This is a genomic window from Microbacterium hydrocarbonoxydans (assembly GCF_900105205.1).
GTDB classification, from domain to species: Bacteria; Actinomycetota; Actinomycetes; order Actinomycetales; family Microbacteriaceae; genus Microbacterium; species Microbacterium hydrocarbonoxydans.
On sequence record NZ_FNSQ01000005.1, the window covers coordinates 2,430,672 to 2,443,842 of the forward strand.

The 13,171-nt window shown below is 70.4% G+C and carries 15 protein-coding genes; 5 read left to right on the plus strand and 10 right to left on the minus strand.

Going from position 1 to position 13,171, the window contains the following annotated elements:
• Positions 1-5: 5 nt before the first annotated feature.
• The 4 genes from BLW44_RS12070 to BLW44_RS12085 all read right to left on the minus strand — a co-directional run bounded on the left by BLW44_RS12070 (position 6) and on the right by BLW44_RS12085 (position 3,109).
• Entirely contained in the window at positions 6-623 is a 618-nt protein-coding gene (locus BLW44_RS12070; protein ID WP_060926541.1) for a GNAT family N-acetyltransferase, read from the minus strand.
• Positions 624-627: 4 nt separating this feature from the next.
• On the minus strand, positions 628-1,338 hold the full coding sequence (locus tag BLW44_RS12075) for a uracil-DNA glycosylase (protein ID WP_060926540.1): 711 nt from the start codon (positions 1,336-1,338) through the stop codon (positions 628-630).
• Between the two features lie 2 nt (positions 1,339-1,340).
• On the minus strand, positions 1,341-2,123 hold the full coding sequence (locus BLW44_RS12080) for an SDR family oxidoreductase (protein ID WP_174521348.1): 783 nt from the start codon (positions 2,121-2,123) through the stop codon (positions 1,341-1,343).
• Between the two features lie 62 nt (positions 2,124-2,185).
• Positions 2,186-3,109: a DMT family transporter gene (locus BLW44_RS12085; RefSeq protein WP_245647384.1), complete on the minus strand. Its 924-nt coding sequence runs from the start codon at positions 3,107-3,109 to the stop codon at positions 2,186-2,188.
• Between the two features lie 34 nt (positions 3,110-3,143).
• Between BLW44_RS12085 and BLW44_RS12090 the strand changes: the two genes are divergently transcribed.
• The 4 genes from BLW44_RS12090 to metX all read left to right on the plus strand — a co-directional run bounded on the left by BLW44_RS12090 (position 3,144) and on the right by metX (position 7,556).
• Entirely contained in the window at positions 3,144-3,734 is a 591-nt protein-coding gene (locus BLW44_RS12090; RefSeq protein ID WP_060926538.1) for a TetR/AcrR family transcriptional regulator, read from the plus strand.
• Positions 3,735-3,878: 144 nt separating this feature from the next.
• Positions 3,879-5,201: a bifunctional o-acetylhomoserine/o-acetylserine sulfhydrylase gene (locus BLW44_RS12095; RefSeq protein WP_060926537.1), complete on the plus strand. Its 1,323-nt coding sequence runs from the start codon at positions 3,879-3,881 to the stop codon at positions 5,199-5,201.
• 127 nt (positions 5,202-5,328) lie between these two features.
• The gene (locus tag BLW44_RS12100; protein ID WP_060926536.1) at positions 5,329-6,306 is read left to right on the plus strand and encodes an endonuclease/exonuclease/phosphatase family protein; all 978 of its coding nucleotides are present in this window, start codon (positions 5,329-5,331) and stop codon (positions 6,304-6,306) included.
• A gap of 41 nt (positions 6,307-6,347) precedes the next feature.
• A complete protein-coding gene (gene metX, locus BLW44_RS12105; protein WP_060926535.1) occupies positions 6,348-7,556 on the plus strand; it encodes a homoserine O-acetyltransferase MetX in 1,209 nt (402 codons plus the stop codon).
• On the opposite strand, the gene BLW44_RS12110 is transcribed toward metX, so the two are convergent.
• From BLW44_RS12110 to BLW44_RS12120, 3 genes are read right to left on the minus strand one after another with little or no spacing between them, the layout of a single operon-like run.
• A complete protein-coding gene (locus BLW44_RS12110) occupies positions 7,553-8,176 on the minus strand; it encodes an NUDIX hydrolase (protein ID WP_060926534.1) in 624 nt (207 codons plus the stop codon). The two genes, metX and BLW44_RS12110, sit on opposite strands and share 4 nt — an antisense overlap.
• Positions 8,177-8,204: 28 nt before the next feature.
• On the minus strand, positions 8,205-9,425 hold the full coding sequence (locus BLW44_RS12115; RefSeq protein WP_060926533.1) for an MFS transporter: 1,221 nt from the start codon (positions 9,423-9,425) through the stop codon (positions 8,205-8,207).
• A gap of 9 nt (positions 9,426-9,434) precedes the next feature.
• Positions 9,435-10,211 carry a helix-turn-helix transcriptional regulator gene (locus tag BLW44_RS12120; protein ID WP_060926532.1) on the minus strand — a complete coding sequence of 259 codons (777 nt, stop codon included), beginning with the start codon at positions 10,209-10,211 and terminating at the stop codon, positions 9,435-9,437.
• A 49-nt stretch (positions 10,212-10,260) separates the two neighbouring features.
• On the opposite strand from BLW44_RS12120, the gene BLW44_RS12125 reads away from it, so the two are divergent.
• Positions 10,261-10,713, plus strand: a complete 453-nt coding sequence (locus tag BLW44_RS12125) for a DUF2000 family protein (protein WP_060926578.1) — start codon at positions 10,261-10,263, stop codon at positions 10,711-10,713.
• Between the two features lie 34 nt (positions 10,714-10,747).
• On the opposite strand, the gene BLW44_RS12130 is transcribed toward BLW44_RS12125, so the two are convergent.
• Genes BLW44_RS12130 through BLW44_RS12140 form a run of 3 tightly spaced genes read right to left on the minus strand, consistent with a single transcriptional unit; the run spans position 10,748 to position 13,150 of the window.
• Positions 10,748-11,074 carry a thiamine-binding protein gene (locus BLW44_RS12130; RefSeq protein WP_060926531.1) on the minus strand — a complete coding sequence of 109 codons (327 nt, stop codon included), beginning with the start codon at positions 11,072-11,074 and terminating at the stop codon, positions 10,748-10,750.
• A 4-nt stretch (positions 11,075-11,078) separates the two neighbouring features.
• On the minus strand, positions 11,079-12,317 hold the full coding sequence (locus BLW44_RS12135; RefSeq protein WP_245647383.1) for a hypothetical protein: 1,239 nt from the start codon (positions 12,315-12,317) through the stop codon (positions 11,079-11,081).
• Positions 12,314-13,150, minus strand: coding sequence for an NAD(P)H-hydrate dehydratase (locus tag BLW44_RS12140; protein WP_060926530.1), 837 nt, complete (start codon positions 13,148-13,150; stop codon positions 12,314-12,316). The genes BLW44_RS12135 and BLW44_RS12140 overlap by 4 nt, the downstream gene beginning before the upstream one ends.
• Positions 13,151-13,171 lie beyond the last annotated feature (21 nt).

Consider the following 13,171-nt stretch of genomic DNA (forward strand, 5'->3'; position numbering starts at 1 on the left):
CGCGGTCAGCGACCGGTGCCCGCGCCGAAGAATCTGCGTCGACGTGTCGGACGCAGCGCGCGCCGCATGTAGACGGTCCCGAGATCCCGCCCGAACTTGTGCCCGACCCGCCCCATGCGGCCGGCCTCGACGAATCCGAGCTTGGCGTGCAGGCGGATCGACGCGTCTGCTTTGCTGTCGCTGATCACGGCCACCATCTCGCGGATCCCGAGCTGCTCGCACGCGTCGATGAGCGCCTGGAGCAGTGCCGCACCGAGACCCTTGCCCCCGGCGCCGGGACCGAGGTAGATCGAGTCCTCGACCGTGTACCGGTAGGCGTTCTTGCCCGCCCAGGGCTGGGCCAGTGCGTAGCCGATCACGACTCCGGTCGGCGACACCGCGACGAGGAAGGGCAGCCCCAGCTTGCTCAGCAGGGCGAACTTCTCCCGCCAGTACGGGATGCTGCTGCGGCGCTCGTCGAGGGTCACGACCGAGTTGCTGACGAAGTGGTTGTAGATCTCGCGCACGTAGGGCAGATCTCCCGCCCTGGCCGGGCGGATCGAGTACGAGAACACATCGGGCTGCTGCTGCGGGCGCAGATGGCGCGGCAGCACACGGCGGCGGTCACCGGGCTCGAACTGCATGCGCTCAGCTTAGAGGCGAGCCGTCCTTGATGCGCCAGTCGATCGGGTCGACGCCGAGGCCTTCCAGCAGGGCATTGGCCCGGGAGAAGGGCCGGGAACCGAAGAATCCCCGGCTGGCTGACAGGGGGGACGGATGCGCGGACGCGATCACCGGCGTGCCCCCGAGGAGCGGCTGCAGGTTCCCGGCATCCTTGCCCCAGAGGATGGCGACGAGCGGCCGATCCCGTGCCACGAGAGCGCGGATGGCGAGCTCGGTCACCTGCTCCCATCCCCAACGGCGGTGGGAGCCTGCCTCGCCGGGGCGCACCGTGAGCACCCGATTCAGCAGCAGGACGCCCTGATCGCTCCAGGAGGTCAGATCGCCGTGAGGTGCCGGCGGGATACCCAGGTCGCTCTCCAGCTCGCGGTAGATGTTGCCGAGGCTGCGCGGCAGGGGACGCACGTCCCGGTCGACGGCGAACGAGAGTCCGATGGGATGCCCGGGCGTCGGATACGGATCCTGACCGGTGATGAGGACCTTGACGTCGGACATCGGGCGCGCGAAGGCGCGCAGCACGTGATCGCCGGCCGGGAGGTAGCCGCGACCGGCCGCCTGCTCCTCGCGCAGTCGATCGCCCAGCGCGCTGATCGTCTGCTGCGCCGGCGCCAGCGCCTCGGCCCACTCCTGATCGATCAGACCGTCGACGGCGAGCTCGGCGAGAGTCCGCGGCCCCATGCTCAGTCGATCGGACGCACGCGCAGCGGACCCCGCGCCAGCAGGTGGTTCGCGGACTGGGCGACCGGGCGCATCGTGATGAGGTCGAGGTTGACGTGCGCGGGGGCGTCCAGCGCATAGGCGATGACGTCCGCGACATCCTCGGCGCGCAGCGGCGCCTCGACGCCCGAGTAGACGGCCTCGGCGGCGACCGCGTCACCGCCCAGACGGTTCAGGGTGAACTCCTCGGTGCGCACCATGCCAGGGGCGATCTCGGCCACGCGGATGGGCTCGCCGTTCAGCTCCAGGCGCAGCGCGTGCACCAGCATCGCTTGCGCGGCCTTCGCGGCGTTGTACCCGCCGCCACCCGGGTAGGCGACCTGCGCGGCGGTCGAGGTCACGAACACCGTGTCCGCATGCCCGTCCGCAGCAGCGGCGCGCCTCAGCAGCGGCAGGAGCCCAGCGACGAGTCGCTGGCTGGCGAGCACGTTGGCGTCGTACATCCACTGCCAGTCCTCGGTCGATGCGTTCTCGATCCGGTCCGTGCCGCGTGCACCGCCGGCGACCTGCACCAGCGCGTGCACAGGCCCCGAGGCCTCGAGCTCCGTGACGAGCGCCGCGACCGCCTCCGGGTCCGTGAGGTCGCACGCGACCGCCGAGGCTCCGGTCTCGGCGGCGAGCGCCGCCAACCGGGACTCGCGCCGAGCGACTCCGACGACGCCCCACCCGCGAGAGCGGAGGGCACGCACCGTCGCCTCCCCGATTCCCGAGCTGGCACCGGTCACCACTGCACGCCTGTTCACCATGCCTCCACCGTACGATGTTCTGCGCCGAAACGCCGCTCCCCCGCCCCGGGTCGTCGCCCCGGTCATCCGGTCGACTGCACCGTCTGCACACTCCCTCTCGGCTCTCCTGCGAGCACGAGCCCGACCCCGATCCCGCACAGGACGAAACCGGCGAGCGTGACCACGGTCATCGGCTCGCCGAGCAGCAGACCGCCGGCCAGCGACGTCGCCGGCGCCATCAGGAAGAGGAGGGCCTGCAGCGCGGTGATTCCGACTCGGCGCAGCAGCCACCAGTACAGGCCGTAGGCGATCACCGTCGGGAAGACTGCGGTCAACGCCACCGCGAGCCAGAACGAGCCGGATGCCGGCGGCGCCAGCGTCCCCGTCGCCGCGGCGATCACGAGCAGCAGCACCGCCGTGACGGTCACGTGAATGGTCAGAGTCACGAGCACACCGGTTCTCACCGGCGACCTCCGCTGCACGAACGTGCCGAGTATCAGACACGCCATCGCGATGACGGGCAGTGCGTACGCCAGCACCGGAGCATCCGACGAGCCGAACTGCGAACGCACTACGAGAAGGACCCCGACCGCGCCGACGCCGAGGCCCATCCACTGCGCGCCACGCACCCGCAGCCCGAGGATGGGGCCGACCAGCACCGCCACCACGAGCGGCTGGACGGCATCGATCAGGGCCACGGTGCCGGTCGCGATGCCGGCGGCCACCGCGCCGTACACCGCCACGCAGTAGCCGAACTGCGCGAACACGCCGATCGCCGCCTGCACCCGCAGCTCGTGGCCAGAGACGCCCTTCGCTGCTCCCGACACGAGCGTGACCGCGATCAGCAGCCCCGCGAGCGGCACGAATCTCCAGACGAGCAGGGTGAGCGCAGAGACGTCGACCGTCGCGAAGGCCGGAATGATGAACCCCGAGCTCCACGAGACGATGAACGTTGCTGCGGCAGCCACCGTCACGGCGGCCTGAAGTACACCGATCTGTTTACTCATGACCTCGACTATACAGACTGGTATAGTCGAGGTCATGCCCCACCCCGTTCCGGAACTCGCGCCCCTCACTCCCGGTGGGCGGCGGGTACTCGACGCCGCGTCGCAGCTGTTCTACGAGCGAGGCATCCATGCCGTGGGCGTCGATACGATCGCCGAGGCGGCCGGCGTCACCAAGAAGACGCTCTACGACCGATTCGGATCGAAGGAGGCGCTCGTCGTCGCGTATCTGCAGCACCGCGATGCGCGGTGGCGTGAGCACGTGGCCCAGCAGCTCGCACTCGTCCCCGAGCCCGGGATCGATCGTGTGCTCGCGATCTTCGACGCCGCGATCAGCTGGTCGGATGCGAACAGCCCCAAGGGATGCAGCGCGATCAACGCCCGCGCCGAGATCGCCGACGGCACGGACGACCACCCGGTGTTTCCCGAGGTCTCCCGCCAGAAACTCTGGCTACTCGGCGTCTTCGAGGAGCTCTGCACCGAGGCGGGGCTTCGGGATCCTCGCGCCTCCGCGCAGGCGATGATGCTGCTCTACGAGGGCGCGATCGTCACGGTCGGGATGACCACGTTCGCAGAGCCCTTCGCTGTCGCGCGCCGCTGGGCCGCCGCGCTGCTCGCCCAGGCCTGAGCGCCGGGGGCGCCGTCCGCCGCTCGCAGGGCTCGGTCTGTTACGTCACATTTCCCACCCGCTGTTGACAGCCGGCGATATTCCGTACTGTCGCATGCAACGACATCAGTCGCATCGACCTTCCAACCGTTCCAGGGGGAACACATGTCCGCACCCGAGACCTGGCGCTTCGAGACCAAGCAGATCCACTCCGGCGCCGCTCCCGACCCCGTGACCAAGGCGCGCGCGACGCCGATCTACCAGACCACGTCGTACGTGTTTGACAGCGCGGACCACGCGGCGAACCTGTTCGCCCTCGCGGAGTTCGGCAACATCTACACGCGCATCCAGAACCCGACCCAGGATGTCCTGGAGCAGCGCCTCGCGGCCCTGGAGGGGGGCACCGGCGCCCTCGTCCTCGCCAGCGGCCAGGCGGCGTCGACGTTCGCGGTCCTCAACATCGCCCAGGCCGGCGACCACATCGTCTCGTCGAGCTCGATCTACGGCGGCACTTACAACCTGTTCAAGTACACGCTCGCGAAGCTCGGCATCGAGGTCACGTTCGTCGAGAACCAGGACGACCCCGAGGAATGGCGCCGCGCGCTGCGCCCGAACACGAAGCTCTTCTTCGCGGAGACGATCGGCAACCCGCAGATCAACATCCTCGACATCCGCACCGTCGCCGATGTGGCGCACGAGGGCGGCGTGCCGCTGATCGTCGACAACACGATCGCGACCCCGTACCTGATCCGTCCGTTCGAGCACGGCGCCGACATCGTCGTGCACTCCGTCACCAAGTTCCTCGGCGGCCACGGCACCACCATCGGCGGTGCGATCATCGACGGCGGCACGTTCGAGTGGTCGAAGAACGTCGAGCGCTTCCCCGGCCTCACCGAGCCCGACCCCTCGTACCACGGCGCCAGCTACACCGCCGCTGTCGGCGACCCGCTCGCCTACATCATCAAGGCCCGCGTGCAGCTGCTGCGCGACCTCGGCTCGGCCATCGCGCCGCAGAGCGCCTGGAACCTCATCCAGGGCATCGAGACCCTGTCGCTGCGAATCGAGCGCCACGTGCAGAACGCCCAGGAGATCGCCGAGTGGCTCGACGGCCGCGACGACGTCGCCTCGGTGAACTACTCGGGTCTGCCCTCGTCGCCCTGGTACGCCAAGGCGAACGAGTACGCCCCCAAGGGTGTCGGCGCGGTGCTGTCGTTCGAGCTCAAGGGCGGCGTGGAGGCCGGTCGTGAGTTCGTCAACAGCCTGTCACTGTTCAGCCACCTCGCCAACATCGGCGACGTGCGCTCGCTCGTCATCCACCCTGCGTCCACCACGCACGCGCAGCTCACCCCCGAGCAGCAGCTCACCGCGGGCGTCACCCCCGGTCTCGTCCGCCTGTCGGTCGGCATCGAGAACATCGACGACCTCAAGGCCGATCTCGACGAGGCACTCGCCGCAGCCCGCCGCGTCTCGGAGGCCGCCCGCGCCTGATCGAGCGCTCGCGACGAACATTCGGATGCCCCGGGCTTCGGCTCGGGGCATCCGTGCGTCTGCTGCAAGGTTCCGCCGCGACGTGCGGCTCCGACGCTCGGCGGGCACACAGGGTCGGCCGTCGAGAATGAGAGGCCCGACCGAGGAGCTCACGATCGCCGTCACGACGAATCACCCGACCCGCCGCCGCTCCTCCGCGCGCGCAGGGCGTGCCGTCGCCGCCGTCGGGGTCATCCTGATCCTCGCCATCGCATGCGCCTGGATACCGGGCGTGGTGGGCACAGCCGCCGCCGCGATCCTGCCCTGGCTCGGTCTCGTGCTGCTCGTCCTGGTCGCGCTCGCCGTCTTCGTGGCGAGGCGGGTCCTGGTGGTGCTGCTCGTTCCGGCGCTGCTGTGGGTGCTCGCGATCGCCCCCTCCGCACCCGGCTTCGCCTCGTCTGCCGCTGAAGGCTCCTCGTCGATCACGGTCGTGAGCCAGAACGTGCGTGCGCACTCCGGCGGCGCCGCGGATTCGGCGGCGGAGCTCGCCGCCTCCGGAGCCGACATCGTCGCTCTGACCGAGCTCGACGGCGACAGCCTGACCGCCGCGAGCGAGACACTGGCCGCCGAGTACCCGCACTCGTACGCGGTCGGCACGGTCGCGCTGTGGAGCCGTTTCCCTCTCACAGACGCGCAGCCGCTGACGCTCGGGCTGGACTGGAAGCGCGCACTGCGAGTGGTCGTCGACACGCCGGATGCCGAGGTCGCCGTCTACGTCATGCATGCGGCATCGGTGCGCCCGGGGCAGCAGCACGATCGCGACCTCATGCTCTCCGGGATCGCCGACGCCGTCGCAACGGACGCGGCCGAGTCGGTCGTGGTGGTCGGTGACTTCAACGCCGCATCCGCCGATCCCGCACTCGGCCCGATCCGCGCCCAGCTCGACTGGGTGAGGCCGACCGACGGCACGCTGGGTCTCACCTGGCCCGCAGCACTCCCCCTCGCCCGCATCGACCAGGTCTTCGTCCGCGGCGCGGACGTGCTCGGCTCCACCACCACCAGAGTCGGCGAGAGCGACCATCTCGCCACCGTGACGACCCTCGCGGTCCGACCCGCGAAACCGTAACGTTCGAGCGCGGCCCCCTTCGCCACGCGAGAATGGGGAGTATGGACTGGCAGACGACCTCTGAAGACACTGTGCCCTCGGCGCCGGTGACGGAGGCCGATGTCCGGCTGCTCCGCGCCAGGCCTCCGGCGACAGGAGCCTGGCGCGACGGCGACCCCGTGGGCGGCCGGCGGTTCGCCGCCTTCGGTCCGTTCGCGACGGAGAGCGGAGCGGAGCTCCCCGGCTTCCGACTCGCGTACGAGACGTGGGGAGAGCTGAATCCCACCCGCGACAATGCGATCCTGGTGCTGCATGCCCTGACCGGCGACAGCCATCTGCGCGGCGAGGCGGGTGCCGGGCATCCGACGGCAGGCTGGTGGGAGGCCGTCACCGGCCCCGGGGCGCCGCTGGACACCGACCGCTGGTTCGTGATCGCCCCCAACATGCTGGGCGGATGCCAGGGCTCGACGGGACCCGCGAGCATCGCCCCCTCCGGGTACGAGTGGGCCTCCCGCTTCCCGTACCTCACGATCCGCGATCAGGTCGCAGCCCAGGTGCGTCTCGCGGACGCACTCGGGATCGAGTCGTGGGCCGCTGTGGTCGGCGGCTCGATGGGCGGCATGCACGCCCTCGAATGGGCGGTGTCGCATCCCGAGCGCGTGCAGAGGCTGGCCGTGCTGTCCTCACCGCCGGTCACGACCGCCGACCAGATCGCGCTGAACTCCGTGCAGCTCGAGACGATCCGGATGGACCAGCGCTTCCAGGGCGGCGAGTACTACGACCTCGCGGACGGAGACGGCCCGCACCGCGGACTCGCCCTCGCCCGCCGCATGGCGCTGCTGAACTACCGGAGCCCGATCGAACTCAACCAGCGGTTCCAACGATCCTGGCAGTCGGGCGTGTCTCCCCTCGGCCACGGCGGCCGTTTCGCCGTGGAGTCCTACCTCGACTTCCATGGCAACAAGTTCACCCGACGCTTCGACGCGAACAGCTACATCACGCTCGTCGAAGCCATGAACTCGCATGACGTCGGCCGCGACAGAGGCGGTGTCGAAGAGGCGCTGCGGGCCGTCACGGCGACCACGCTGGTGCTGGGGATCGACAGCGACCGCCTGTTCCCCGTCGACGGGCAGCACCGGATCGCACGCAGCATTCCGAACACGCTCGACGGAGCGGATGCGGTCGTCCTCTCCAGCGACTTCGGGCACGACGGCTTCCTCATCGAGACCGAGGCGGTCGGCGCGCACCTGCGACGCCTGCTCGCGAGCTAGTCCTCCTCGAGTCTCCACGGGAGCGATCCGGTCCGCAGCCGCAGACCGTCCCAGGCGAAGTCCGTGCCCTCGGCCGAGGAGATCACCCGAGTGGCGAAGTGTCGCGCGACCCCGGCTGCGGCGAGCGCGGCGTCTGCGTTCTCGTATGCCGCGAGATGGTGCAGGGTCACCCACGTCGGCGGGTACAGCGTCCACTCCCCCGTGGCGTGCCTGGCAAGAGCCTCCGCCGGGCTGACCCAGGCGGTCTCCTCGACCTCGTCCGGCGAGGGGCGCAGTACGGTGTCCACCGCGCGTGCGAGGAAGAACCAGGTCCGAATGCGCACCGGCGCCTCCGCCGGCGGCTCCCAGCACGAGAGCAGCACCGGATCCGCGATGACCAGACCCACCTCCTCGGCGGTCTCCCTGACAGCGGCGCGGCTCGCGTCCTGCCACTCCTCGGCCTGATCGCGACGATCCCCCGGCTCCACCTTCCCTCCCGGGAAGACCCACGCGCCGGCGAACGAGCCTCGCTCGGGACGCCGCATGAGCAGCACCTCGACACCGCGCCCCGCCGGATGCAGGAGGACGGCAGTTCCGGCGACGGGCAGATCGTCGACGTCGGTGGGATCCTCGCTGGTCACAGCCTCACTCTACGGCGGCTCCGACGGCTCAGGCGCGGGCGCCCACGGGCATCCGCGCTTCCGCACGATACGAGAGCAGCGCGATCGCCAGTCCGGCGACGGCGAGAGCAGCGCCCGTCCAGGACGGCGCGGTGAAGCCCCACCCCGCGGCGATCACCACACCGCCGAGGAACGCTCCGAGGCTGTTGCCGATGTTGAGGGCGGAGTGGTTCATCGCGGCCGCGATCGACTGGTTGTCGCCGGCGACGTCCATCAGCCGGGTCTGGATCGTCGGGCTCAGCACCGAGGACACGAACCCGACTATGAGCACCAGGAGCGCCAGCGTGATGATCCAGAACGCCAGCACGGCGAGGAGCGCGAACACGACGGCCATGGCCGCCAGGCCGAACAGGAGCGTCCGGCGCAGATCGATGTCGGCGAGGTGGCCTCCGACGAGGTTGCCGGCCGTCATCCCCACGCCCATCAGCACCAGCACGATCGGCACCGCCCACTCCGGCGACCCCGCCACCTCGGTCACCAGCGGCGCGATGTAGCTGTAGACGGCGAAGAATCCGCCGAACCCGATCGCACCGATGCCGAGGGTGAACCAGACCTGAGGGATGCGGAACACTCCGAGCTCTTCTCGCATCGTCCGACCCGGCGAGCCGGGGTGCTCCGGGACGAACAGGACGATGCACAGCGTGGCCAGAGCGAACACGAGGGCGACGACGGCGAAGGCGGCCCGCCATCCCCACAGCTGCCCGAGGAACGTCCCGAGCGGCACGCCCACCACGTTGGCCACGGTGAGACCGGTGAGGATGAAGGCCACGCCCTTGGCACGGTTGCCGGGGCCCATCACGTCCGCCGCGACGAGGGCGCCGATGCCGAAGTACGCCCCGTGCGGCAGCCCGGCGAGGAAGCGAGACGCGCCGACCAGCTCGAAAGTCGGGAGGAACACCGTCAGGGCGTTGAACAGGGTGAGTGCGAGCGCGAGGCCGATCATCACGCGGTGCCGCGGGAAGCGCGCGACGAAGCCGGCGATCGTCGGGGCGCCGACCACGACGCCGAGCGCATAGAGCGAGATCAGCCAGCCGGCCTGACTCAGTGCGTCTTCGGGGCTGCTCGCCCAGAGGGTCGGCAGCAGCTCGTCGGCGATGTTGGGCAGCAGGCCCATGACGACGAACTCGGTCATGCCGATGCCGAAGCTGCCGATGGCGAGGGAGAGGAGCGCCCACTTCGCCGCACCCCTCGATTCAGTCGAGGGATTCACCTGACCATGCTACTGGCTGACGAATGCCCGAGGTGTCGTCCCCAGGATCCGGCGGAAGTGTCTGGTGAGGTGCGCCTGGTCGAAGAATCCCGCCTCCGCAGCCGCCGACGCGGGGGCGGCGCCCTCCAGCAGTCTCCGGCGCGCGAGGTCGACGCGGCGGCTGAGCACGTACTGGTGCGGCGCGAGTCCGTAGGTCTGCGAGAACGACCGTGCGAGGTGGCTGGGGTGCACTCCGAGTTCGGTCGCGACCTCGGCGATCGTGAACGACTCCGTGAAGCGCTCGTCGAGGAGGGAGCGCACGCGGCGCGAGAGCGGCGCGTCCTCCACGCGCCGCTCGCCGGTGCCGAGGTGGAGCAGGATGAGCTGCCGTACCGCGAGCGTCCAGTGCTCTGCCGCGAGGAGGTCGCCCGGTTCGGCGAGCGCACTGTGGATCCGCTTGGCTGCCGACACAGCCGCGACGCTGCGCACCGTGGGGCGGGACACCGAGAGTCCTGCCATGCGTTCCGGCAGCCACTCGCTGTCGAGGGAGACCACGCGCTTGCGGTAGATCGTGCCGTCGACGGCCGAGCGGCCGTCGTGTGAGATCCCGGGAGGCAGGATCGTCACAGCGCCGGGCGCGGCGATGTGCGAGGCGCGACCCAGATCGTAGGAGACCGCGCCGTCGTCCACGAGCATGACCGCCCATCCGTCGTGCGCATGCGGCGGGTACGCGTGATCGAAGGCCGCCCGGTACACCTCACGGACGGAGGGGACCGGCGGATGCCACGCGCGCAGGGAATCCGGCATGCAAGAAACGTACAAGACCGGACCGTGTGCGTCCGCGATCGTGGACGGTATGAGCACTGCATCCCTCCCGGTCGCCTCCGACGCCGTCCCACGCTTCGACACGAAGGTGGTGGTCCTCCTGCGCGATGACCTCGCCGCATGGCAGGAGTTGAACGTGACATCGTTCCTCATGTCGGGGGTCGCAGTGAGCGCGCCAGGCATCACGGGCGAGCCCTACCGCGACGGCGACGGCAACACCTACCTTCCGATGCTCCGCCAGCCGGTGCTCGTGATGACGGCCTCCGCGCCCCTGCTCGCTGCCGCCCGCGCCAAGAGCCTGGCACGCGGGGACGTGTCGATCGCGATCTACACTCGCGAGCTGTTCACGACCGGGCATGACGAGGCGAATCGCGCAGCGGTCGCCGCCGTCGCCGCGGACGATCTCGATCTGGTCGGCATCGCCCTGCGGGGTCCGCGCAACGCCGTGGACCGCCTCGTGAAGGGTGCGCGACTGCACGGCTGAAGCGCGGCTGCGCCTGTTCCGAGCGACTGCGTCGTCAGTCGGACTCCTCGATCGCCGCCTCGAGTCGCTCGATCTTGGCGTCGAGCTCGCCCGAGTACCCCGGACGGATGTCGGCCTTGAGAACCAGCGAGACGCGCGACCCGAAGGGCATCACGGCCTCGGTGGCGCGCTTGACGACGTCCATGACCGAGTCCCAGTCCGGGCCCTCGATCTCGGTGAACATGCTCGTCGTGCGATGAGGGAGTCCGGACTCCCGCACCACTCGGACGGCAGCGGCGACCGCGTCGTGGACCGAGGCATCGGAGCGCTCCGATCCGTCGGAGGGCACGCCACTCGGCGCGACGGAGAAGGCGATCAGCATGGGTTCACTCCCGGGGGCTCGACGAACGGTGGGCGGGCACCCGCACGACGGCGCGGAGGCCGACGACGAGAGCCACGATGAGGAGGAGGTTGCGCGCGGTCAGCATCACGACCGGCAGCACCTCGGCGCGGAGCAGCGCGTCGTAGTTCAGCGGATAGACGAGGCAGGTGAGGGCGCACAGCGCGAGCACGACCACCGCGGGGACGTTCGCCCTCGCCCGATCCCACACGAACCACAGGATGACCGGGGCGATCAGCCAGGTCTGGAACTGCGGCGACCCGACCTTGTTGACGACGATGAGCGCCGCCACCAGGGTGAGCGCGAGAGGCGGGAAGAGCCGGGCGAAGGATGCGCCGCGCATGGCTTTCAGCCCGCCGATGGCGGCGACGATCAGGACCAGGACCACCATCAGCGGCGTGAGCACCGCGCTGACGGCATCCGCTCCCGGTGCGGAGATCTGGAAGGTGAGGATGTCGAAGCTGTACTCGATCCGCGCCGCACCCGATACGGCGAGCCACAGGAAGGGGGTCGCCGCGACGGCCTCGATCTGCAGTCCACGCCCCGTCTGCTCGGTCAGGAACCCGAAGATCTCGGAGTCGGCGCCGAGCGCCCACAGCACGAGAATGATCCCTGCCGTCACGGCTGTCGCGGTGAGCAGCACGCGCATCCGGCTCCTGACCGCCACTACGGCTGCGAGCAGCAGCGCCCCCGGCCAGATCTTGATCCAGGCGCCGACCGTGAGCAGGACGGCCGCCAGCGCGGGGCGACCGACCAGCCACAGGCCGCCGAGCACTGCGACCGGCACGGTGATCGCATCGATGCGGTACATCGCGATCGGACCGAGCATCAGCAGCGCGGCGGTCCAGAACCAGCCGGCGACCCGCCGCTGCGGCACGGGCCTGCGGCCGAGCAGCACTGCGAAGGCGATCGCGTCGAGGACCGTGACGAGCACCGCCCACGCGACGAGGTAGGCCTGTGAGGCGTCGAGCACGGCGATCAGCGGCGTCGAGAGCATCTTGGCGATCAGCATCGGCACCAGCGCCAGCTGCGGGTACACCCAGGTCTCGGTGATGCCGACCACCGGTCCCCCCGACAGCGCCGCCGACGACCACGGCTCATAGACGAGCACGACATCGCCCATCGGCTGACTCGGGAACATCCAGCCCGCCACTGCGATCCAGACGTGCACGGCCGCGAACGCACTCCACAGCGCGGTCGTCCGCAGGGTCGAGGCGCGGCTCACGCGAGGACGTCCGCGATCGCCCGAGGAAGGGCCTCGGCGACATCGAGGGCGACGATCGGATGCCCGTGGGCACCGCCGACCTCGCCGATGCCGGCGGCGATCCTGCCGGCGTGACCGTGCAGCCAGGCGCCGGCGGCCGCGACCTCGGCGATCGGAGCATCGGGGTTGGCTGCCAGCATCGCCCCCAGCACCCCGCCGAGGACGTCGCCGGTACCGGCGGTCGCCAGCCAGCTCGTGCCGGCCCCCACTCGCAGAACGTGTCCCTCGGGGTCGGCGATCACGGTCTGCGCTCCCTTGAGCAGCACGACGGCGTCGAGCTCGGCAGCGACGACCGCCGCGGCCTCGGCGCGTTCGTCCGGCACCTCGGACCCCAGCTGCTCCTGGAGTCGCGCGAATTCCCGTCCATGCGGGGTGAGCAGTAGCGGGGCGGTGCTGTCAGGGGCGAGATCGAGCGCGCCGGCGTCGACCACCACCGGCACCGAGCCGCCCAGCAGCTCCCGAAGCTCCGCCGTCGCCGCCGCGCTGCGGTGCGCCGCATCCGTTCCCGAGCCGATCACCCACGCCCCGACCCGCGCGCCGGATGCGTGCGCGCTGACGACCGTCTCCGGGCGTCGAGCGATCACCGCATCCGCCGCACGTCCCTCGCCGATGTATCGCACGAAGCCGGCTCCGGCACGCCAGGCGGCCTCGACGCCCAGCACCGCGGCGCCGGGATATGCCGACGATCCCGTGCGCAGTCCGACGACCCCGCGGGAGTACTTGTCGTCGTCCGCCGTCGGCACCCGCAGGAATCGTGCGGTGTCCTCGCGGGTCCAGTCGCGTGCATCGGGCATGACTCCACGTTAGTCCGGCGA